This is a genomic window from Streptomyces sp. NPDC051180, from assembly GCF_040689545.1.
Taxonomy (GTDB): Bacteria; Actinomycetota; Actinomycetes; order Streptomycetales; family Streptomycetaceae; genus Streptomyces.
Map to the genome: position 1 here is coordinate 415,032 of NZ_JBFBBC010000001.1, position 21,093 is coordinate 436,124.

Below are 21,093 nucleotides of genomic sequence, written 5' to 3' on the forward strand. Positions count from 1 at the left end.
GTCCATTCGGCGGGCGAATGAGACGCCTGCCGCGAAGCGGAATTACTTTTCCGATAGCGTCGACGACAGTGCAGGTCACAGGAGTGACGACTGCTCGTACCCAGCTTTGTGAGGCGCTTTCCCATGAGCCTGTCCATTCGCAACCAGCTCCCCGGCACCGTCACCGCCGTCACGACGGGCGAAGCCATGGCATCGGTGAAGGTACGCCTGACCGGTGGCCAGGACATCACCGCCGCCATCACCGCCGACGCGGTCAAGGAGCTGGGCCTGACCGAGGGCTCGGCGGTCAAGGCCCTGGTCAAGTCCACCGAGGTCGCCCTCGCGACCGGGCCGGTCGAGGGCATCTCCATCCGCAACCAGCTCGCCGGGTCCGTCACCGAGGTCGCGACCGGTGGCGCCATGGGTTCCGTGAAGGTCTCCGTGGAGGGCGGCGACCTGACGGCGGCGATCACCAAGGACGCCGTCGAGGACCTGGGCCTGGCAGCCGGCTCCTCCGTCGTCGCCCTCATCAAGTCGACGGAGATCTCCCTCTCCCTCGGCTGACCGCCGCCACGACATGCCAGGGCCGCGCCCCCTTCGAGGGGGGCGCGGCCCTGGCGCGTTCCTCAGAGCGTGACGACCGTCGTCTCGGTCGCCTTGACGCTGGTCCAGACGGGCACGCCGTCGGCCAGGCCGAGTTCGGCGGCCGCCTGAGGGGTGATCTCGGCGACGAGGTCGGGGCCCTCGGAGGAGGTGACGAGGACACGGAGCCGGCTGCCGCTGGCGGTGATCTCGCGGACGGTGCCGGGCCAGACGTTACGGGGGCTGCCGACGGGTTTCTCGCGGTGGACCGACACCGCCTCCGGCGCGACGATCGCGAGCGCCGGGGTCCCGGACTCCGGCGGATCGACCGCGACGAGGACTCCGCCGCCGTCGAGGGCCACGCCGTCCGCGGTGGCCGTGCCCGGCCAGGCGTTGCGGCCGAGCATGCGGGCGACCCACGGGGAGCGGGGGTGGCGGGTGACCTCGGCCGGGGTGTCGTCCTGGAGGGCGCGGCCGTCGTCGAGGACCAGGACCCGGTCGGCGAGGGAGACGGCCTCCACCGGGTCGTGGGTGACGATCAGGCACACGCCGCCGAAGCCGGCCAGATGGGTGCGGAGCGTGTGGCGCACATGGGCGCGGGTCGTCTGGTCGAGCGCCGCGAGCGGTTCGTCGAGGACGAGGAGCCGGGGGCGGGCGGCCAGGGCGCGTGCCAGCGCGACCCGGCCGGCCTGGCCGCCGGACAGCTGGCCCGGCTTGCGGTGGGCGAGGTGGCCGACACCGAGCCGGTCGAGCCAGGTCCGCGCCTCCCGACGGGCCTCGGCCCGCGCCACGCCCTGGGCGCGCAGGCCGTACGCGGTGTTGGCGAGGGCGGTCATGTGGGGGAAGAGGGCGCCGTCCTGCGGGACCCAGGCGACCCGTCGCCGGTGCGGGGGCAGGGAGGTGACGTCGGTGTCGCCCAGGGAGAGGTCCGCGTGGGCGCGGGGGGTGAGGCCGAGGAGGGCGCGGAGCAGGGTGGTCTTCCCGGCGCCGTTCGGTCCGACGACGGCGATGGTGGTGCCCGGCTCTGCGTCGAGGGTGAGCCGTGTGAAGCCGGTGACCTCGGCGTGCAGGGCCCAGCGCTCGCCCGCCGGGACCGCGGGTCCCGCCGGTGCCGGCGACACGGCGGCGATCGGCGGCGTGGTGACCGGTTCCGGGCCGGGGTCGGGGGCCGTGGCGGGGCGGTCGCGGTCGACCGGGGTGCCCGTCCACCGGCCCCGCAGGGCGACCAGGACGGTCATCGCGATGGCGAGCAGCAGCAGCGAGACGGACGTCGCCGCCTCCGGCTCGTCCTGGAGGAGCAGGTAGACCTGGAGCGGGAGCGTCTGGGTGGTGCCGGGCAGGTTGCCGGCGAAGGTGATCGTCGCGCCGAACTCGCCGAGCGCCCGGGCCCAGGTCAGGGCCGCGCCGGCGATGACCCCGGGCGCCACCATCGGCAGGGTGACGGTGAAGAAGACCCGGACCGGTGAGGCGCCGAGCGAGGCCGCCGTCTCCTCGTAGCGCGGCCGGAGCCCGCCGAGCGCGCCCTCCAGGCTGATGACCAGGAACGGCATGGCGACGAACGTGGCGGCCAGGACGGCGCCCGAGGTGTGGAACGGCAGGGTGATGCCGAAGGTGCCCTCCAGCCACGGGCCGAGGAGCCCGCGCCGGCCGAAGGCCAGGAGCATGGCGACACCGCCGACCGTGGGCGGCAGCACCATGGGCAGCAGGACGAGCGAGCGGACGAACGCCTTGCCGGGGAAGGACACCCGGGCCAGCAGCCAGGCCAGCGGGACGCCCAGCAGCAGGGAGAGGCCGAGCGCCCAGAAGGAGACGAGGAGCGACAGCTTCAGTGCCTGGACCGTGCCCGGCGAGCCGAGGTGCCCGCCGAGCCCGCTCCACTCCGTCCGTACGAGGATGCCGACCAGCGGCAGGGCCAGGAAGGCCACGGCCACCAGCGCGGGCAGTGCCAGCGCCAGGGGCGGTCGGGCGCCGGATGCGGCTGCGCCTGGTCGTTTCATCGAAGGTCCCGAGAGGTGTGGAGAGGCGGCCGAGGGGCTGCCCGTCCCCCCGGTCCGGGCAGCCCCTCGCGTTCTGGTCGATCCCCGACGGCTACGGCTTCTGGAAGCCGGCGTCCTGGAGGATCTTCTGGCCCTCGGGCGAGGACAGCCAGGCGACGAAAGCGGCGGCGGCCTCGGCGTTCTTCGAGCCCTTCAGCGCGGCCGCGGGGTACTTGGCGATCGCGTTCTGGGCGTCGGGGATCTCGACGGCGTCGACCTTGTCCTCGGCGCTCGCGGCGTCGGTCTTGTAGACGAGTCCGGCGTCGGCCTCGCCGAGCTCGACCTTGCTGAGCACGGCGCGCACGTTGGGCTCCTGGGAGACCGGCTTCACCGTGATCTTCTGCGCGTCGAGGATCTGCTTGCTGTACTTGCCGGCCGGGACCTCGGGGGCCGCGAGGACGACCTTGAGCTTCGTGTCGGCGAGGTCCTTGAGGTCGTCGACCTTGAAGGGGTTGCCCTCGACCGTGGCGATGACGAGCCGGTTCTTCGCGATGATCGCGGGCTCGCCCGTCTCGGCCTTCACCTTGTCCATGCTCTTGGTGTCGGCCGTCACCAGGACGTCGGCGGGCGAGCCCTGGGAGACCTGTGCGACGAGCTCCTGCGAGCCGGCGAAGGAGAAGGTGAGCTTCGTCCCCGGGTGGGACTTCTCGTACGCGGCACCGGCAGTCTTGAACACGTCGGTGAGGGAGGCGGCCGCGAGGACCGTCAGGTTCGCCTGGGGAGCGGCACTCGCGGAGCCGGACGCCGGCGACCCGGCGGTGTCCTTCTTCGTGTCGTCGCTCGAACAGGCCGCGAGCGGCACGAGCAGCGCGGCGGTGAGGGCGGCGGCGGCGGCACGACGTCTGGCCGGGGTGAGGGTGAGGAACATGAGGGTGTGAACTCCTTGGGGACGTAAGGGATGCGGTGGGGCGGGCCGGTCGCGCCGACGGCCGAGGTGCCCCGTACGGGCGTGAGGGGTGGTCAGGTGCGGTCGATGTGCACGCTGGTCGACTTCACGCGGGCGGTGGCCTGCATGCCGATCTCCAGTCCCAGCTCCTCCACGGCCTCACGGGTGAGGAGGGAGACGAGCCTGTGCGGACCGGCCTGGATGGTGACCTGGGCCGCGATGTCGCCGAGCTTGATCGCCGTGACGATGCCCGGGAAGGCGTTGCGCGCCGAGGTGTACGACGCGTCTTCCTCGTCGCCGCCCTGCGCGATCTCCACGGAGAACGCCGCCAGCGACTTGCCGTCGATCACGCGCCGGCCGCTCTCGTCGCGGTGGGTCGCGACCCTGCCCGCGTCCGCCCAGCGGCGGGCGGTGTCGGGGCTGACGCCCAGCAGACGGGCGGCCTGACCGATCGTGTAGGACTGCATATGCGACACGGTAGGGCGCGATCACGCTCATCTGCAACAAAGTCGTGGGAGTCTCCATGGCGGATGAGAGGTGGCTTGGAGGAAGGGACGACGGAGTGGCCGGACGGTCTCAGTCCTCGGACGGAGGGAGCCCGACGAGCCGGTGGGCGCCGATCCAGATACCCGAGACGGCGCTGACGTAGCGGGCGCCGCAGCGGTCGGACGGGACGACGAGCTGGGCGCCGGCCGTGTCGAGCTCCTCCTCGTCCATGCGGGTCGCCAGGAGCACCGGCGCGTTGCCGAAGTCGGCGTCGATCTCCGCCCAGGACAGGACCGTGTGATGCCCGTCGCCGCCGCTCACCGACACCAGGAAGCGCGAGCGCTCCTTGCGGCGGGCGGGATCGAAGCCCGGGGCCACCCCGGCCATGACCTCGCGCAGCAGCGGTCCGACGAACGTGTGGTGCTGGGGCCCCGCCGTGGCGCAGTCGAAGACGACCTCGGCGCGATGCTGCTCCCACCGCCCGCGCAGGTCGGCGACGGTGAAGGTGGCGGGGCGTGCCACCTCTCCCCAGACGGCGAAGGAGGCGGGTGAGGGTGCGGTTCCGGGTGCGGGGCGGGGTGCGGTGGTCGGTCGGCTCATCGTCGGCCCCCTCGGGCGGTCGGTACGGCGGCTGCGCGCAGTGATACCCGACCGTCGGAGCGGAGAACCGTGTTTGCCACCCGAAGTAGCCCTAGCCGCAAGGATTTGTGAGCTTGCTACGAGAAGCGGCCTCATATTTCCCCGGTCCTTCGGCCGACGCCCCGAGCCTGGCGGTCGAGCGCGAGCCAGACGCGGTCGCGGGTCAGCGGCAGCTCGGTGAAGCGGATGCCGGTCGCGTCGCGCAGCGCGTTGGCGAAGGCCGGGGCGACGGGGTTGAAGGGGCTCTCGCTCATCGACTTCGCCCCGAGCGGGCCGATCGCGTCCCTGGTCTCGGTGAAGTGCACCTCGGTCCGGGGGACGTCGGCGTACTGGGGGAGGCGGTAGCGGCGGAAGGCGGCCGTGGTCACCTCGCCGCGTTCGTCGGTCCGGACGGTCTCGAAGAGCGTGGCGCCCAGGGCCTGGGCGACGCCGCCCTCGACCTGGCCCCGGCACTGCATCGGGTTCATCACCTTGCCGGCGTCGGCGGCGTGGACGCTGCGCAGGATGCGGATCTCCCCGGAGCCCGGATCGACGGCGACCTTGAACCACTGGGCGTTGAAGGCGACCGAGCGCGGTGAGCCGCCCCAGTGCCCGTCGGCCGCGAGCTCCTCCGCCGCGCCGAGGGCGTGCCCCGCCTCGTACAGCTCCTTCAGTGTCACCGTGCGCCCGGCGCAGTCGACGGACTCCGCCCCGAGGACGCACAGGTGCCGGGCGACGCCGGTGTGCCGGGCGGCGAGGGTCCGGAGCCGCTCGGCCAGGGAGCCGGCGGCGAGGAGGACGGCCTTGCCCGCGACCACGGTTCCGGCGGAGCCGAAGGCGCCGGTGTCGTGCCGGACGACGTCGGTGTCGGACTGGCGGACGGCCAGCCGGTCCTCGGTGGTGTTCAGGGCCCCGGCGGTGATCTGCTGGTGGACGGTCGTGGTGCCGTTGCCGAACTCGGCGGTGCCGACCGCGATGTCGTACGTCCCGTCCTCCAGGAGGGAGACCCGGGCGTCGGCGTAGTGGCCGCCGGGCGGCCCGGTGGCGATCATCGCCAGCGCCGTCCCCTGCCCGACCAGCCACCCCTCGGGGGCCTCGTCGGTGCCCCGGTCCTCGTCGAGGGCCCTGCGGACGACGGACAGGCACTGGTCGAGGCCGTACGAGGCGATGTGCAGGTCCTCCTCCTCTCCGATGGGGCTGTGCATGCCCTCGCCGGGCCCGATGACGTTCTTCTCGCGGAAGGCGAGCGGGTCGATGTCCAGGCGCCGGGCGAGTTCGTCCATGACGGACTCGACGGCGAACGTGACCTGGCCGAGGCCGTACCCGCGGAAGGCGCCGGCCGGGACCACGTTGGTGTAGACGGAGTACGCGTCGACCTTCTTGTGCGGGGCGCGGTAGACGGCGAAGGACTCCCCGACGCTGTGGAACATCACCGCCGGCCCGTGGTTGCCGTAGGCGCCGGTGTTCGACACCACGCGCATCTGCACCGCGGTGAGGGTGCCGTCGGCGCGGGCCCCGACCTTGATGCGGATGGAGAAGGGGTGGCGGGTGGTGGCACCGTGGAACTGCTCGGCCCGGGTGTACTCCAGCTTCAGCGGCCTGCGCAGTTTCAGTGCGGCGAGGGTCACGACGTCCTCGGTGAGCATCTCCTGCTTGCCTCCGAAGCCGCCGCCCACACGGCCCGCGACCACCCGGACCTCGTCCTCCGGGAGGCCGTACAGCGCGCAGAGCGCCCGCCGGGTCAGGAACGGCGTCTGGGTGGAGGAGCGGACGGTGAGCCGCTCCCCGCTCCCGTCCTCCTTCGGCTCGAAGAACGCGACGCAGCCGTGCGTCTCCAGGCTGGCGTGCTGCACGCGCTGCGTGCGGAAGGTCTCCTCGTACACGACGGCGGCCTCGGCGAAGCCCTGCTCGACGTCCCCGATCTCGCCGTGCACCTCGCCCGCCACGTTGTCCTCCACGCGGGCGATGCGCACCTCGGGGCCCTTGCCGGCGTGGATCACGGGGGCGCCGGGCCGCATGGCCTCCTCGGGGTCGGTGACGTACGGGAGTTGCTCGTAGGTCACCTCGATGCGGCGGCAGCCCTCCTCGGCCGCCTGCTCGCTGTCGGCGACGACGGCGGCGACGCGCTGTCCGACGTGCCGGACGACGTCGTCGAGGACGCGGGTGTCGTCGGGGTCCTCGGTGGGGTGCTCGTGGCGGGCGGAGGAGTACAGCGTCCGCGGGGCGTCCTCGTGGGTGAGGACGGCGACCACCCCCGGCACGCGCAGGGCGGCCGAGCGGTCGATCGCGACGATCCGGGCGTGCGGGTGCGGGGAGCGCAGCAGCTTCATGTGGAGCAGGCCGGGCACGTCGACGTCGAAGGTGTAGCGGGCGGTGCCGGTGACGACCTGCGGTCCGGCCGGCGCCCCGACGTTCCGGCCCACCGCCTTTCCGGCACAGGGCCGTTCGGTGTGCCGGACACCCCGGACGGCGTCCTCGATCGCCCGGTAGCCGGTGCAGCGGCAGATGTTGCCCTTGAAGGCCCGGGGGAGGTCGTCGAGCTTGCCGTCGTCGTGCGGGGTGCCCCGCTCGGCCTCCAGGGCGGCGGTCGTCATGACGAACCCGGCGGTGCAGAACCCGCACTGGTAGCCCTGTGCGTCGAGGAACCTCTGCTGCACGGGGTGGAGTTCGCCGCCCGGCGAGGCGAGACCCTCCACCGTCGTGACGGACCGGCCCTCGGCCCGCACGGCGGGATAGAGACAGCTGTGGACGGGCTCGCCGTCGACGTGCACGGTGCAGGCGCCGCAGTCCCCCGCGTCGCAGCCCTTCTTGACGCCGAACCAGCCGCGTTCCCGCAGGTACGTGCGCAGGCACTGGCCGGCGCGCGGCTCGGCGTCGGACGGCCGGCCGTTGACGTGGAGTTCGAAGCTCACAGGGCACCTTCCTCGGGGCGGCGGGACGAGGTGAGTTCGCGGCGGACCTCCTCGGCGAGGCGCAGGCCCATGTGCCTGCGCCACTCGGGAAGGCCGTGGATGTCGTCGAACCACGCGTCGGGCGCCACCGTCTCGTCGATCGCCGCGGCGAGGCGCTCGCGGCTCGGCGGCAGCGGGAACCAGAACTGGAACGGGCGGACGGTCGCGGCGGTGACCGTCACCGCCAGCGAACCGTCGACGGGGTCGACCGTCCCCGTGACCAGCGCGCCGGAGCGGCCCAGCCCGTACAGCGAGACCTGCCGGAACGCCGTACGGCACTCCAGGGCTCGGGCGGGCAGGGTCACCGAGCGGAGCAGCTCGCCCTCCGCGAGGTCGTTGGCGCCCGCGCCGAGGACGAAGTCGACGACCTTGGCCTCACGGAGGGAGCCGTCCTGCGCCTGGAGGAGACACGTTCCGTCGAGCGCGGCGGCGAGCGAGATCATCGGCCCGGCGGGCAGGGCGTTGCACAGGTTCCCGCCGACGGTCGCCATGTTCCAGATCTTGAAGGAGGCGAGGAACGCCCGGCAGCACTGCTCGAACAGCGGAGCCGCTCGCGCGTCGAGCGACTTCCGCCCGTAGCGCGACAGTTGGGCGATGGTGCACGTCGCCGCGATCTCCAGGGACCCGTCCGTGTGCCGGATGAGGGGCTCCCAGCCCATCCGGCCGAGGTCGATCAGCCGCCGCAGCCCCGGCTGAGGTTCGGAGAAGAGGTACGTGCCGCCGCCGAGCCACGCGTCGCCGGGCCGCCATGGCTCACGTCGCCGCGCATCCCGCACGTCCGTGATCGTGTTCAGATCCATCCGTTCCCCATGCCTTCCGACCGGTGCCTTCAGGCCAGTGAAGCCGGGCGGGCGCGGGCGGCACGACTGGACGGGAACCCGGAAATCGTCCACCTCGCGAGGCTGCGCCCTGGACGATCGACCAAGAGCTGTTTCCCGCCCGCCACCGGGCATTTACGATGACTCATCTCGCATTCGCCTCGTGAATGTGAGTGCGGGCCCCTCCCGCGACCGCGCTAGGAGTCACTGATGCACGTCGACCACCTCCTCCGTCTGGACCGTCTGGACCTCTCCCTCGTCTGGGGCGACGAGGCGTTGCTCGGCCAGGAGATCGGCGGGGTGACGGCGACCGATCTTGAGGACCCCGCCCGGTTCCTCCAGTCAGGGGAGATCGTCCTCAGCGGCCTCGTGTGGTGGAGCCCGGGCACCGGCGCCGCCAAGACCGAGCGCTTCGTGTCCGCCCTGCGCGACGCGGGCGCGGTCGCGCTGCTCGCGGGGGAGGAGACCCACGGGGAGGTGCCGCGCGAACTGGCCGAGGCATGCCGGAGACACCGCGTCGCGCTGATCTCCGTACCCGCCCACACCAGCTTCCGGGCGATCACCGAGGCGGTCTACCTCCGGCAGTGGGGCGAGCTCAGCCGGCGCCCCACGGACCACTACGCCCTGCCCGAGAACGTCCGCCTGGACCTGGACCGGGCCTTCGAGGGCGGCGCGACGACGGGGGAGTTGCTCGACAGGGCCTTCGCCCACCTCGGCACGCCCGCCTGCCATCTGCTGACCGCGGCCGGCCGCACGGTCGCCCGGACCGGCGCGGCTCCGGCGGCCCTGTCCGCCCGGCGGGCGGCGGAGGCGGTGCGCGCCGGACACGGCACGACCGTACGCGTCGAGGCCGACGGCACGGTCTACGACACCTGGCACCTCCACCTGCCCGAGGCGGGGCAGGTGCCGCCGCGGGTCCTCCAGGAGATAGCCGAACTCCTCGGCCGCCACCGACGCCGCCGGGACCGCGAACGCGCCGCGAACGATGGGGCGTTCGCGGAGCTCGCCGACGCGATGGGCACCGTGCGGTTCGACGCCCACCGCGTGCGCCAGGCCCTGGAGTCCTGCGGCCTCGCCGGCGCCGACGCCTACACCGTGGTCGCCGCGGCCACGGAACCGCACGCGGAAGCCGGCACCGGCGCCGCCGCCGCGCTGGGCGAGGCCCTCCGCCACGTCCCGTCCGTCACCTTCGCCGTGGCCGACGGCCCCGGCGGCGAGGCGACGGCGGTCGTCGCACACGAGAGGAAGGCGGCGACCGAGGTGAGGGAACGTCTCGGAGACGCCTGGCCGCTCGTCCACGCCTGCGGCCCGGACGTCCCCCTGCACGCCGGCGTCAGCGCGCCGGCCACCGCCCCGGAGCAGCTGAACGCCTCGCTCGGCCAAGCCCGTTACGCCCTGGCCGCCGCCCGCGCCACGGACCCGTCGGCCCCCGGCGTCGCCGGTCTCGGCGATCTCGACGGCCTCGGCAAACTGCTGGCCGGCATCCCCGCCGACGTGCGGAACGCGTACAGCGAGACGGTCCTCGGCCCCCTCCTCGGCGCGGGCCGGGGGTCGGGAACGATGCTCCTGGAGACCCTGGAGGTCTTCCTCGCACACGACTGCTCATGGGCCAGGACCGCCGAGGCCCTCCACGTCCACGTCAACACGGTCCACTACCGGGTCGAACGCATCGAGACGCTCACCGGCCGGGACCTCGCGCGGCTCGACCACAAGGCCGACCTGCGCGCCGCGCTCTTCTGCCGCTGACGGCCCGCGCACCCGACCGGTCAGGGCAGGTCGATGTGCACGCTCGTCGACTTCACCCGGGCCGTCACCGTGACGCCGACGTCGAGCCCCAGCTCCTCCACGGCCTCCCGCGTCACCAGCGAGACCAGCCGGTGCGGGCCCGACTGGACCTCCACCTGGGCGGCCACGTCGTCGACCCGCACCCCCGTGACGATCCCGACGAAGGAGTTGCGCACCGAGGTGGTGACCTCGTCCTCGGGGACGGCGTGCAGCCCCGCCCCGCGCTCCTGGGCGAAACGCGCCAGCGCCGTTCCCTCGATGACCCGCTTGCCGGCTCCGTCCCGCTCCATGGCCAGCCGGCCGCCGTCCGCCCACCGGCGAACGGTCTCCGAACTCACTCCGAGCAGCTGCGCTGCCTGCCCAATGCTGTACGACGGCACACGAGCACTCTAGGCGATGTGCTGCCGGTCATGCCGGGCGCGGGCACGCCGTCAGGGCCACCCCGACGGGACGGTGCGGCCGGCCGCAGAGGGTGCGGGCGGTGCCTGCCGCTCGGGGCTACTCGCTGGTACGGTCCTTCCCCATCGGCACTCCACGAGGAGCCGCCGGAGGCGGTCGAGGGGCGGATCCAGTGACGGTGCTCAAGGGCGGGGTGCTTCCCGGCGGGCTCGCGGAGGCGATACGGGCGACGGCCGAGGACATCGCCGCCGTGCTGCGCTCGCAGGGCGCCGATCCGGGGCGCGGCGGAGCGCTGCCCGTACCCCGCTCCACCTGGACCGTCGGCGAGGCCGCGGCCCACCTGGCCCAGGCGAACGCGCTCATGGCCGACCTCGCCGCCGGCCACGAGCGGCCGTACGGCGACGGAACCCCCGGAAGCCTGGCCGAGGCGAACGAACGGGCCCTCGCGGGCTTCGACGAGAGGGAGCCCGGGCCCCTCGCAGAGATGATCACGGCCCAGGCCGCCGCCTTCCTCGACGCCGTCGAGCAGCGCGACCACGACGAGCTCCTCACCACCCCGCTCGGCCGGATGAGCCCGGCGGTCCTGGGCTCGTACCTGCTGACCCACATGCTCGGGCACGGCTACGACCTCGCCCTGGCCCTCGGCCGCCCGCACATGCTCGACGCGCACCGGGTCGAGCTCAGCCTGCCGTTCATGACCCACGCGATGCCGACGGTGACGGACCCCGAAGCCGTCGCCGGGCTCACGGCGACCTTCGCGGTACGGCTCCGGAGCGGCTCCGGTTTCGGTGTCACGGTCACGGACGGGCGCGTCCGGGTCGACCACGAGCCGCCCGCGCGGCCGGACTGCACGATCCTCACCGAGCCCGTCACCTTCCTGCTGCTCGCCCTCGGCCGGATCGACCCCTGGCCGGCGATCGCCCGCGGCCGGGCGCTCGGCTGGGGGCGCAAGCCCTGGCTCGCGCCCCGCTTTCCCCGCCTCTTCCGCGCACCCTGAGTTCCCGGCGGGCACAGCCCGCGACGGCACGGCACGGCCCGCGACCGCGACGGCACGGCCCGCCCCGACGTCCCCGTGCACCGCGGCCCACGGCGATGGATGCTGGAAGTATCGGAAGGGGCCGTGCCTCGGTTCCGCGCGGCCCGACGGTGCGAGGAGGCAGACCATGACCCGCACTCTGGAGTGGAAGGTCGGCGTGGAAGTGGTGGAGGACGGCGGCCGCACGAAGGCCGAGGCCCGACTCACCACCGGCACCACGACCCTGACGGGCCACGGCACCGCCCGGTGCAACCCGGGGGACGTGGACGTACCGGCGATCGGCGACGAGCTCGCCGCGAGCCGCGCGATGAAGGACCTGGCCGGCAAGCTCATGCGGGAGGCCAACCGGGACATGGAGGCCGTGGGCGCCGGGACGGTGCCCCAGCACACCGGTCCCGGCTACGGCTGGCCGGAGGCGGTGTCCTGACGGGACCGCCGACCGGTACGGGAACCCGGCCGGGGCGCTACGGCCACCCGGCCGGGCTCGGGGTGTGTCGCGGCGTGCGGACACCCCCTGGGGGTGTTCTGCCGATCGCGCCGGGCTCACGGCGCCTGGCACCCGATCGGCCTGATCGCCCCCACACCTCTCAGCCCTGCCCGGCGGCTCCTGCCGCACCCGTCGCTTCCGGCGTCCCCTCCGGGCCCTCGAACACCAGGCGGTCGACGACCTCCACCACGCCGTCCACGGTCTCGCAGAGGCGGACGAGGATCGGGCCGAGCGTCTTGCGTTCCAGGGTGCCGCTGAGGGTCACGCGGCCCTCGTCGACGTCGATGTGGACGGCGGAGGGGGCGAGGCGCAGGATGCGGACGAGGACGTCCTCGCGGATCTCCTCCTGGATCGAGCGGTCGCGGCGCAGGAAGAGCTGGAGGAGGTCGCTGCGGCTGAGGACGCCGATGAGCCGTCCGTCCGCGTCGACGACCGGCAGCCGCTTCACCCGTTGGCGCTCCATCAGGCGGGCGGCCTCGACCGCGGTCCACGACGGGCGGGCCGTGACGACGGGGCTGGACATCATGGCCTCGGCGGTGCTGGGGCCGCCCTTCGCGGAGTGCCGGCGCAGGAGGTCGGCCTCCGACACCACGCCGACGGGGCGGTTGTCGTCGTCCACCACGGGGACCGCGGTGATGCCGTACTCGTCGAGGAGCCTCGCGATCTCCTTGAACGAGGTCCCGCGCTGAACCGCGACCGCGGCCGGCGTCATCAGGTCCGCGACACTGCGGTGCCTCATCGTCCGTTCCGTCCCTTCTGCGTTCCGGATTCCATGGTCCCGCACCGGGGGCCGACCCTGCGCGAGGGGGGTGCGGAGCGTGGCGTGAAGGGGGGCGTGACAGGGGCTTGTGGGCATGACGTGTCCATGGTTACCTCCGGTAAGTCATCGTCGCGTCACGGAAGAAGGACCCCCATGCCCTCTCCCCGCACGTCCGGGACCCGCCGTCTCCTCGGAGCCCTCGCGGCCTCCCTCGCCCTCGTCGCCGCGTCCGCGGGCGCCGGTTCCGCATCCGCCGCGCCCACCGCCGCCACGCCTCCCGGATCGCCGGCGTCCGCCCCGGGCGCCGGGCTGCGCGAGGTGATGTTCGTCGGCAACAACTGGGACGGCACCGCCGACGTCATCGAGTCCCGGGGAGACTTCCGGCGTGTCGGACGGGTCGACGTCATCCCCGACAAGGAGCAGCGGCTGCGCGAGATCCACCTGAACCCGATCCGGCTCGCGTACTTCCTCGGCGTGCGCAGCGGCCCGGGGGAGGGACACGACCAGTTCGTGGACGACATGTACGCGACGCCCGACGGTTCGGCCATGGTGGTCTCCCGGCCCAGCTTCGCCGACGTCGTCTCGCTGGACATACGCACGGGGCGGATCAACTGGCGCTTTCCCGTGGCCGGTTACCGTGCGGACCACATGGCCGTGTCGCCCGACGGCACCCGCGTCGCGGTCTCCGCCTCCACGGCCAACACCGTGCACGTCCTCGATGTGTCCACCGGTCGCGAGCTGGGCTCGTTCAAGACGGGCGACAAGCCGCACGAGAACGTCTTCACCTCCGACGGCCTGCTGTGGAACATGTCCATCGGCGAGGTGACCACCGCCCTCGACGCCCCCTGGCTCGACTGGACGAAGGGGGACCGCAGGATCACCGTGGTCGACGCCCGGACCTTCGAGACCGTCCGCGTCATCGACATGCGCGACCGTCTGGACGCCTTCGGCCGCGGGGACCTGTCCGACGCCGTCCGCCCGCTGGTCTTCACGCCGGACGAGAAGAAGGTCTACTTCCAGGTCTCGTTCCTGAACGGGTTCCTGGAGTACGACGTCGCGTCCGACCGCATCACCCGGCTCAAGAACCTCCCCGGGAACCCCGGGACGAACCCCGACCGCACCACATGGGTCAACGACTCGCGCCACCACGGTCTCTCGATGAGCCCCGACGGCACCAAGCTGTGCGTCGCGGGGACGATGGACGACTACGCCACCGTCGTGGACCGGGAGAGCCTCCGGCAGGGTCCGCTCGTGCCGGCCTCCAAGCCGTACTGGGCCACGGTCAGCGGCGACGGCCGCTCCTGTGTCATCTCCGAGAGCGGCTCCGACCGGGTCACCGCGATCGACTTCGCCACCGGGCAGCGCGTGGCCTCGGTGGACGTCGGCGACCACCCCCAGCGGGTTCGGCTCGCCCGGGTCCCCGCCGACTGGACCGGCCCGACGGCCGGCTGACGGCCCCGCACGGACCCCCCGCGCCCACCTCGTACCGCTCACCGTCCCTCCCGCTCACTCCCCTCCGAGCCACTCGTCCCACTCGTCCCACTCGCCACCCCTCACACCCTCCGAAGGGCACCGTGAAGAGAACACTCCTGGGGGCCGCGCTCGCCGCGGCCCTCCTGGCTGCCGGAACGCCGGCAGTGTCCGCATCCGTGACCACCCCCGCCCCCGCGGCCGGCACCACCCCGGCCGGGCTCTCGGCGGGAGCCGCCCTGGCGGACAGTTGGACGCCCCCGCTCAGCACCCGGGGCCGCTGGATCGTCGACGCGGACGGCGACCGGTTCAAGCTGAAATCGGCCAACTGGCACGGCGCGCAGGGCTCGTGGAACGGTTCGGGAGACATCGCCGACCCGGCGAACCATCACGACGCCGAGAAGTCCGACCAGCTCCCGCTCGGTCTCGACCGCGCACCCGTGGCCGGCATCCTCGCCGACTTCCACGCCCTGGGCATCAACAGCATCCGTCTGCCGTTCTCGAACGAGATGCTCCACGACCAGCGGCCCGTCCCCGACGCGGCGGTCGCGGCCAACCCGCAGCTCCGCGGCAGGACCCCGCTCCAGGTCTTCGACGCGGTGATCGCCGCCACCACGGCCGAGGGCTTCGCCGTCGTCCTCAACGACCACACCAACACCTCACGCTGGTGCTGCGGCCTGGACGGCAACGAACGGTGGAACACCAGCCAGACCACCGCCCGCTGGGAGGAGGACTGGCTCTTCCTGGCCAGGCGGTACAAGGACAACAAGCGGGTCGTCGGCGCCGACCTCTACAACGAGGTCCGCCGCACCATCACCGACGACGCCAACTGGGGCCGGGGGGACGGCCACGACTGGTGGGCGGCCACCCAGCGCCTCGGCGACCGGCTCCTCACGGAGGCCAACCCCGACCTCCTCGTCGTCGTCGAGGGCATCAACTGGCAGGGCATCCCGGCCGACGGCCTGTTCCACTGGCGCCCGACCCTGGAGCCCGCCCGCACCCTCTCCCACACCCTCGTGGCCTCGGACAAGCTCGTCTACTCCGCGCACTTCTACGGCTACACGGGCCCGAACCACACCGGGGCCACCGGCACCGGCGAGACCCACGACTGGCGCTACCAGGAACTCTCCCGCGACGACCTCTTCGCGACCCTGCGCCGCCAGGCGTTCTTCGTCTCGGCCGACACCGGGCGCCACTACACCGCACCCGTGTGGATCAGCGAGTTCGGCATCGGAGCCGACGAGACCGACCCGAAGGCCCGCGCCTGGTTCGGCAACTTCGTCGACGACCTGATCGCGAACGACGCGGACTTCGCCTACTGGCCCCTGGTGGGCTTCAGCGGCCACGGGCGCTGGAAGCTCCTCGACTACGACACCCAGGGCCGCCGATCTGGGATCCTCGACGGCCCGGACTGGCGCGCCGACGACTGGCGGCGACTTGTCACGGCCCCCGGCCGCACCGGGCCCGTGCCCGCCGGGGACACCTGGGACATGCTGAACCTCGACCACGCCGACGCGGTGCAGTCGCTGCGCACCCGGGCCCGCGGCGACTGGGACCAGGGCGCCCGCAAGGGCGTGTGCCCGGACGGCCAGCGGCTCGTCGGCCTCGCCCATCGCGACGGACGCGGCCTCTGCACGGACGCCGGGGCTCCCCGGCTCGCCGCCCCCGGCGGGCCGCTGACCGTCGTGACCGACGAGCGGTTCGTCAAGGAGGGCGACTGGGCCGGCGGCTACAGCAAACTCCAGTGCCCCCGGGACCAGTTCATGACCGGCTACAGCGTCCGCGGCCAGGCCGTCTCCGCCGTCCTGTGCACCGGCGCCGCCCGCGCCCTGCCGGTGACGGGCCGCACGGTCTGGTTCGACCGGGGCGACAACCGTCCGGCCGGGCAGCCGGGCGGCGAGTTCGCCGAGGGCAACTACAAGGGGCAGTGCGCCGAGGGCGAGTACGCGGCCGGGATCGCCTTCACCGGCGCCTGGGCCAAGGGCAAGACCCCCGACGCCCTGCTCTGCCGCACCCTGTAACGGCGCGGGACGGCACACGGAGGGGCCGGCCGGATCACCCGATCCGGCCGGCCCCTCCTCGCGTGCCCGGGTCTCAGGACCTCTTGACGCTCACCTCGACGAGCGAGTAGCCCCACTGGGTCGCCCGCCGCACCCCGTGGATCCGCACGTACCGCGCCGACTGCGAGGCGAACTCGGCCGTGTCGTAGCCGCCGTCACCCGTCTGGGTCGACCAGGCGGTCCGCCAGTTCGCGCCGTCGTCCGACAGCTCGATCCGGTACTCCCGCGCGTACGCCCGCTCCCAGTCCAGCGAGACGCGGCCGATCCGGTGCGCGGAGCCGAGGTCCACCTGCCACCACTGGTCGTCCGACCACTCGCTGGCCCAGCGGGTCCCGGTGTCGCCGTCGGCCGCGCGGCCGGGCGCGAAGCTGACGAACGGGTTCCACCACTCCGACGTGCTGGCCCCGGTGGGCCGGCCCGCCGCGAGGTTCACCCCCGGCTCGTGGTCCTCGGTCCGCTTCCACGTGGTCAGGTACGACTCGGCGCCCCGCGAGAGCTCGTCCACGACGCCCGGTCCGCCGGGGCTGAGCCGGATCTGCTCGACCCAGTCCGGCACGAGGCCGTTGTGCGCCGCGCCGTCCGTGTTGAGGTCCCAGGTCCGCTCACCGGTGACCTGGCGGTCGAGCACCGAGCCGCCGTCGAAGCTGCGGAACGGGTACTTCACCGCGTTCGGCGCGTCGTTCCCGACCGGGCCCGGCCAGCCGCCGACACCGTTCATGTCCGTGCCGTAGCCGTAGCCGACCCCGTACTTCTTGCGCAGGGCGGCCTTCTGCGACGCCTCGCCGACGAACCCCTCGGCGTTGTGCATGTAGGAGGCGGCGAACCCGCCGAGACGGTACAGCCGCTCGGTCCAGTCCAGGTCCATCCAGCTGTGGCTGGAGAGGACGCCCGGGTACTCCTCGGCCTCCAGGATGTCGAGCGCCCGCCCGGCGGCCTTGACGCTCATGTGGTCGAGCTCCAGCATCATCCCGCGGTCGATCATGCCCCGCAGCGCGTACTCGCCCAGCCTCGTGAGACCGCGCGTGTTGCACTTGGCGTCGGAGGCGTACGAGGGCACGGCGACCCCCGGCGGCAGCTTCTCGGCCATCGCGGCGGGCGCGGCGGCGAGACCGATCGGGTTGTCGTGCTGCGGCCCCGCGCACTTCTCCGTGGTCCAGAAGGTGCCCGTGGACAGGAACTGGCCGATGTTGACCGCCACGCCCGTCGTCCCGCTGTCGAACCGCACGCCGCACAGCGCGTTGTCGAACTTGTGGCAGAGGAACATGCTGCGCACGCCGAGCGCGTACAGCTCGTCGAGGCCCTTGTCGATGTCCGCCTGCCCGCACTGGGCGACGTCCAGGATCTGCTTGCAGCCGAAGGGCTCGGAGGTCTCCACGCCGAGCACGACCGCGAGCTTGCCCTGCTCGATCACCGAGCGGGCCTGGGCTGCGCTCGTGACGATCCGGAACCAGCCCTTTCCGGGGCCGCCGTACATCGCGTCGACGTAGTCCTGCATCTCGTACGTCTTGCGGGCCTCCAGACGGATCGCCGTCATCTCGTCGCAGCTCCGGTCACGGGGCAGGAGCGAGCAGATGAGCCCGTTGGTCACCAGGTCGTTGACGAGCACGCGCTGGCCGCCGCGCCAGGCGCGCTCGACCCAGGCGTAGTAGTTCTGCTGGTGGCTGAGGGAGTTGTTCGCCGGCCAGTCCTTGAACGTGGGCCAGCCGACCGGGTCGTGCTTCCCGTTGTCGCCGCCGGTGAGGTGCTCGAAGAGGGCGCCCGAACCGTCCGGATAGTGCTCGGGACAGTCCTTGAGGGCGTCGGCGACGCCCGCGGGCGAGAACGGGCTGCCGCAGATCATCCGGCCGCCGAAGCCCTCGCTGGACATCAGGTGGTTGTGCGCGTCGACGAACCCGCGCACCTTGCCCTGGGCGTCCGTCCCCTTGAACGGGGCGCCCGTGACGTTGATCTGCGAGTCGGCCGCGGGCCGGGACGTGGGCTCCCACCACCCGCCGCCGGCGTCGGCGGCGGGGACCGGAGCGGAGCCGAAGAGCACGGCCGCCAGGGCGAGGAACAGCGCCAGGAGGGCGGATCTGCCGCCGGTCCCGCGCGTAAAGGGTCGAGTCATGATCAGCGATGCCTCCGGACGGTGGGGGAGTACCGGGCGCCCCGAGGATCGCGGTGTCGGAGGAGTGAGTCAAGAGTCCGGGTCAAATGACCTGTTGGTGATTGCGGAATCTCCCTCGATTCCTCAACCCTCTATCAGGGAAACGAGTTGATCAGCCGTCAGGTCGAGATGGCCGTCCGCCGCGCGGGCGTCGCCGAGCACCAGGAACTGCAGCGTCAACCCGTCGATCGCCGCCGCCAGATACCGCGCGAGCACCTCCACCGGCACCCGCGGCTCCAACCCCCGCCCCGCGCCGACCTGCCGGATCAACGCCTCCGCCGACGCCACGTACTGGTCGTACTGCGCCCGCGCCAGGTGCTCGAACCCCGGCTCCCGCAGCGCGTACTGGGTCAGGTCGTACGTCAGCATGTGCTCGCCGGGATGCGCCGTCACATGGTCCCAGTACGTCTGCAGCGCCCCCCGGACCGTCTCCCGCAGCGTGCTGCCCGGCACCACCGCCGACATCACCCGCGCCACGTAGTTCCCGGTGATCGTCTCGATCGCCGCCTCCAGCAGTGCCTGCTTGGACTCGAAGCAGTAGTGGAAGACGCTCAGCGACACACCCGCCTCGGCGCAGATCGACCGCGTCGTCGTCCGCGCCACCCCGTCCCTGGTCATCGCCCTGATCGCCGCCTCGACCAGCTGCCTGCGTCGTTCGGCCGACGGCATCCGCGCCATGGTTCCTCCTCGCGTCCGGCGCAAGGGTAACGGTCAGGGCGCCACCGGACTCCGCGCGGCCGACGCCAGTTCCGCGCGCAGCGCGGCGAAGGCCGGGGTGCCGCGCAGGGCCGCCACGTCCGTGTCCGGCTCACGGGGGAGGGGCACCGCGATGTCGGCGACCAGGCGGCCGGGATCGGCCGCCATCACCAGGACGCGCGAGCCCAGGACGACCGCCTCCTCGGCCGAGTGCGTCACGAAGAGGACCGTCGTCCCGCCGGTGGAGGCCAGCGCGCGGACCTCCTCCTGAAGACGCTCCCGGGTCAGCGCGTCCAGAGCGGCGAACGGCTCGTCCATCAGCAGGATCTGGGGTTCCGCGGCGAGGGCCCGGGCGATCGCGACCCGCTGCCGCTGACCACCCGACAGCTCCCAGGTCCGCCGCCCGGCCATGCCGGAGAGTCCCACCAGCGCCAGCAGCTCCTCGATCCGGGAACCTCGTTCGGACCGCGCGACACCGTGCCGGGAGAGCGCGAACGCCAGGTTTCCGCCCACCGTCCGCCACGGGAACAGACGCGGCTGCTGGAAGACGACGCCGACCTTCCGGCCCACCGCCACGGTCCCGTCGGCGGGCCGCTCGAAGCCTGCGACCAGCCGCAGCAGCGTCGTCTTGCCGCAGCCCGACGGGCCGACCAGGACCGCGAACTCACCCGGCTCCACGGTCAGGGACACGTCGGCGACCGCCGTCACCGGCGCCTTGGAGGTGCCGTAGCGGACGGTCACCTCCGACAGCTCGATGTCCGCGGCGCGCCCGCCGGAGTCAGCGGACGACACGGGCCAGCTCCTTCACCGCGAGGGCCTTGCCGAAGACCGCCTGGTCCGGCACGGCGTCGATGGCCTTCTGGCCCTTCAGGAAGACGGCCGCGTCGTGCAGGTTCGCCGCCAGCCCGCCCGGCGCCCCGGGCTTGCCCAGGTACGCGGCGCCCTGCTGCTCCCGGGCGGAGAGCAGGACCAGTTCGGCGAGCTGCTTCCCCGCCTCGTCGGGGCTCAGGTTCAGCTCCGCGCCGATCGCCGTGGCCGCCTTCCCCGGGTCGCTCCGCGTGAGCGCCACCGCCTGGTCCTCGGCCTTCAGCCAGGCGTCGACGATCTCGGGATGCTGCGCCGCGAACGCGTCGGTCACCACGCCCAGGTCGGCGGTCGGCTTGCCCTCCGCCGCGATCGCCCGGCTGGTGACGAGCACCTTCCCGTCCTTCTTCAGCTCGGTCAGGCTCGGCGTCCACACGTAGGCGGCGTCGATGTCACCGCGCTGCCAGGCCGCGAGCGCGTCCTGGGGCTGGAGGTCGACCAGCGTCACGTCCGCGGCCGTCAGACCGGCCGACTCCAGGGCCACGAGCAGGGAGTAGTGCGACGTCGACCCGAACGGGGCCGCGATCTTCCGCCCCTTGAGCGCGCCGACGGACGCGATGTCCTTGCGGGCCACGAGCGCCTCGTTGTCACCGATCAGATCGTGGATCCACAGCACCTTGTACGGGATGTCCAGCGGCGCGGAGAGGCCCTTGGTGACCGGACTGGAACCGATGAGTCCGAAGTCCACGGCCCCCGCGATCACGGCGGTGTTGACGTCGCCGCCCGAGTCGAACTTCACCCACGAGACCGAGGCGTCGGGCAGTGCCTTCTCCAGGAGCCGCTGGTTCTTCACCACCAGGTCGGCGTTGGGTATCGCCTGGTACGCGATGCGCACCCGGACCTTGCCGTCGGCCGCGTCCGCCTCCCCGCCCCCCGTGCAGGCGGTCGTGGTCAGCGCGAGCAGCAGTGCGGTGGCGGAGGCGGCGAGGACGGCGCCGCGGCGGAGAGAGGGCATGACGGTTCCTTCGGGTGAGGGACGAGGAGGTGAGGTGGTGTGGGGTGAGGAGGGGCGGAGGCAGCGGGAGCGGGGAGGC

At 72.9% G+C, this 21,093-nt stretch carries 18 protein-coding genes; 6 read left to right on the top strand and 12 right to left on the bottom strand.

The genetic code is table 11. The annotated features are described in order from the left end of the window. Positions 1-123: 123 nt before the first annotated feature. Positions 124-543: a TOBE domain-containing protein gene (locus AB0424_RS01840; protein WP_366301391.1), complete on the top strand. Its 420-nt coding sequence runs from the start codon at positions 124-126 to the stop codon at positions 541-543. A gap of 62 nt (positions 544-605) precedes the next feature. Here the strand turns inward: AB0424_RS01840 and AB0424_RS01845 are convergent, their stop codons facing one another. From AB0424_RS01845 to AB0424_RS01870, 6 genes are all read right to left on the bottom strand, one after another. Then, positions 606-2,558: an ABC transporter permease gene (locus AB0424_RS01845; RefSeq protein WP_366301392.1), complete on the bottom strand. Its 1,953-nt coding sequence runs from the start codon at positions 2,556-2,558 to the stop codon at positions 606-608. A gap of 91 nt (positions 2,559-2,649) precedes the next feature. After that, positions 2,650-3,465: a molybdate ABC transporter substrate-binding protein gene (gene modA, locus AB0424_RS01850; protein WP_366301394.1), complete on the bottom strand. Its 816-nt coding sequence runs from the start codon at positions 3,463-3,465 to the stop codon at positions 2,650-2,652. Between the two features lie 92 nt (positions 3,466-3,557). Then, positions 3,558-3,950: a helix-turn-helix transcriptional regulator gene (locus AB0424_RS01855; RefSeq protein WP_366301395.1), complete on the bottom strand. Its 393-nt coding sequence runs from the start codon at positions 3,948-3,950 to the stop codon at positions 3,558-3,560. Positions 3,951-4,059: 109 nt separating this feature from the next. Beyond that, positions 4,060-4,569, bottom strand: coding sequence for a molybdopterin-dependent oxidoreductase (locus AB0424_RS01860; protein WP_366301396.1), 510 nt, complete (start codon positions 4,567-4,569; stop codon positions 4,060-4,062). Between the two features lie 131 nt (positions 4,570-4,700). Beyond that, entirely contained in the window at positions 4,701-7,499 is a 2,799-nt protein-coding gene (locus AB0424_RS01865; protein ID WP_366301398.1) for a molybdopterin-dependent oxidoreductase, read from the bottom strand. Continuing rightward, the gene (locus AB0424_RS01870) at positions 7,496-8,338 is read right to left on the bottom strand and encodes an FAD binding domain-containing protein (protein ID WP_366301399.1); all 843 of its coding nucleotides are present in this window, start codon (positions 8,336-8,338) and stop codon (positions 7,496-7,498) included. Before AB0424_RS01870 ends, AB0424_RS01865 begins: the two co-directional genes overlap by 4 nt. 228 nt (positions 8,339-8,566) lie before the next feature. Between AB0424_RS01870 and AB0424_RS01875 the strand changes: the two genes are divergently transcribed. Beyond that, on the top strand, positions 8,567-10,102 hold the full coding sequence (locus tag AB0424_RS01875; protein ID WP_366301401.1) for a PucR family transcriptional regulator: 1,536 nt from the start codon (positions 8,567-8,569) through the stop codon (positions 10,100-10,102). 20 nt (positions 10,103-10,122) lie between these two features. Here the strand turns inward: AB0424_RS01875 and AB0424_RS01880 are convergent, their stop codons facing one another. Beyond that, on the bottom strand, positions 10,123-10,521 hold the full coding sequence (locus AB0424_RS01880; RefSeq protein ID WP_366301403.1) for a helix-turn-helix transcriptional regulator: 399 nt from the start codon (positions 10,519-10,521) through the stop codon (positions 10,123-10,125). A 191-nt stretch (positions 10,522-10,712) separates the two neighbouring features. Between AB0424_RS01880 and AB0424_RS01885 the strand changes: the two genes are divergently transcribed. Both AB0424_RS01885 and AB0424_RS01890 read left to right on the top strand, forming a co-directional pair. Further along, complete coding sequence (locus AB0424_RS01885; protein WP_366301405.1) at positions 10,713-11,537, top strand: maleylpyruvate isomerase family mycothiol-dependent enzyme; 825 nt, start codon at positions 10,713-10,715, stop codon at positions 11,535-11,537. A gap of 166 nt (positions 11,538-11,703) precedes the next feature. Continuing rightward, positions 11,704-12,003, top strand: a complete 300-nt coding sequence (locus AB0424_RS01890) for a dsRBD fold-containing protein (protein ID WP_366301406.1) — start codon at positions 11,704-11,706, stop codon at positions 12,001-12,003. Positions 12,004-12,163: 160 nt separating this feature from the next. Here the strand turns inward: AB0424_RS01890 and AB0424_RS01895 are convergent, their stop codons facing one another. Next, positions 12,164-12,802 carry a CBS domain-containing protein gene (locus AB0424_RS01895; RefSeq protein ID WP_366301408.1) on the bottom strand — a complete coding sequence of 213 codons (639 nt, stop codon included), beginning with the start codon at positions 12,800-12,802 and terminating at the stop codon, positions 12,164-12,166. A 174-nt stretch (positions 12,803-12,976) separates the two neighbouring features. Here AB0424_RS01895 and AB0424_RS01900 point away from each other — a divergent pair, with 174 nt between their 5' ends. After that, positions 12,977-14,275: a YncE family protein gene (locus tag AB0424_RS01900; protein WP_366301409.1), complete on the top strand. Its 1,299-nt coding sequence runs from the start codon at positions 12,977-12,979 to the stop codon at positions 14,273-14,275. A 197-nt stretch (positions 14,276-14,472) separates the two neighbouring features. Next, on the top strand, positions 14,473-16,314 hold the full coding sequence (locus tag AB0424_RS01905; protein ID WP_366301410.1) for a cellulase family glycosylhydrolase: 1,842 nt from the start codon (positions 14,473-14,475) through the stop codon (positions 16,312-16,314). Between the two features lie 73 nt (positions 16,315-16,387). On the opposite strand, the gene AB0424_RS01910 is transcribed toward AB0424_RS01905, so the two are convergent. The 4 genes from AB0424_RS01910 to AB0424_RS01925 all read right to left on the bottom strand — a co-directional run bounded on the left by AB0424_RS01910 (position 16,388) and on the right by AB0424_RS01925 (position 21,014). Then, positions 16,388-18,460 (bottom strand): discoidin domain-containing protein, encoded by a 2,073-nt coding sequence (locus AB0424_RS01910; protein ID WP_366301412.1) that lies wholly within the window; start codon positions 18,458-18,460, stop codon positions 16,388-16,390. A 123-nt stretch (positions 18,461-18,583) separates the two neighbouring features. After that, entirely contained in the window at positions 18,584-19,177 is a 594-nt protein-coding gene (locus AB0424_RS01915; protein ID WP_366301413.1) for a TetR/AcrR family transcriptional regulator, read from the bottom strand. Positions 19,178-19,210: 33 nt separating this feature from the next. After that, positions 19,211-19,987 (bottom strand): ABC transporter ATP-binding protein, encoded by a 777-nt coding sequence (locus AB0424_RS01920; RefSeq protein WP_366301415.1) that lies wholly within the window; start codon positions 19,985-19,987, stop codon positions 19,211-19,213. Next, on the bottom strand, positions 19,974-21,014 hold the full coding sequence (locus AB0424_RS01925) for a glycine betaine ABC transporter substrate-binding protein (protein ID WP_366301416.1): 1,041 nt from the start codon (positions 21,012-21,014) through the stop codon (positions 19,974-19,976). Before AB0424_RS01925 ends, AB0424_RS01920 begins: the two co-directional genes overlap by 14 nt. Positions 21,015-21,093: the final 79 nt, after the last annotated feature.

Excerpts from the sequence above, each read along its gene's own strand:
- AB0424_RS01870 (WP_366301399.1), bottom strand. The coding sequence starts at position 8,338 with ATGGATCTGAACACGATCACGGACGTGCGGGATGCGCGGCGACGTGAG.
- AB0424_RS01925 (WP_366301416.1), bottom strand. The coding sequence starts at position 21,014 with ATGCCCTCTCTCCGCCGCGGCGCCGTCCTCGCCGCCTCCGCCACCGCA.
- AB0424_RS01910 (WP_366301412.1), bottom strand. The coding sequence starts at position 18,460 with ATGACTCGACCCTTTACGCGCGGGACCGGCGGCAGATCCGCCCTCCTG.
- AB0424_RS01840 (WP_366301391.1), top strand. The coding sequence starts at position 124 with ATGAGCCTGTCCATTCGCAACCAGCTCCCCGGCACCGTCACCGCCGTC.
- AB0424_RS01845 (WP_366301392.1), bottom strand. The coding sequence starts at position 2,558 with ATGAAACGACCAGGCGCAGCCGCATCCGGCGCCCGACCGCCCCTGGCG.
- AB0424_RS01860 (WP_366301396.1), bottom strand. The coding sequence starts at position 4,569 with ATGAGCCGACCGACCACCGCACCCCGCCCCGCACCCGGAACCGCACCC.
- AB0424_RS01875 (WP_366301401.1), top strand. The coding sequence starts at position 8,567 with ATGCACGTCGACCACCTCCTCCGTCTGGACCGTCTGGACCTCTCCCTC.
- AB0424_RS01855 (WP_366301395.1), bottom strand. The coding sequence starts at position 3,950 with ATGCAGTCCTACACGATCGGTCAGGCCGCCCGTCTGCTGGGCGTCAGC.
- AB0424_RS01915 (WP_366301413.1), bottom strand. The coding sequence starts at position 19,177 with ATGGCGCGGATGCCGTCGGCCGAACGACGCAGGCAGCTGGTCGAGGCG.
- modA (WP_366301394.1), bottom strand. The coding sequence starts at position 3,465 with ATGTTCCTCACCCTCACCCCGGCCAGACGTCGTGCCGCCGCCGCCGCC.
- AB0424_RS01895 (WP_366301408.1), bottom strand. The coding sequence starts at position 12,802 with ATGAGGCACCGCAGTGTCGCGGACCTGATGACGCCGGCCGCGGTCGCG.
- AB0424_RS01900 (WP_366301409.1), top strand. The coding sequence starts at position 12,977 with ATGCCCTCTCCCCGCACGTCCGGGACCCGCCGTCTCCTCGGAGCCCTC.
- AB0424_RS01890 (WP_366301406.1), top strand. The coding sequence starts at position 11,704 with ATGACCCGCACTCTGGAGTGGAAGGTCGGCGTGGAAGTGGTGGAGGAC.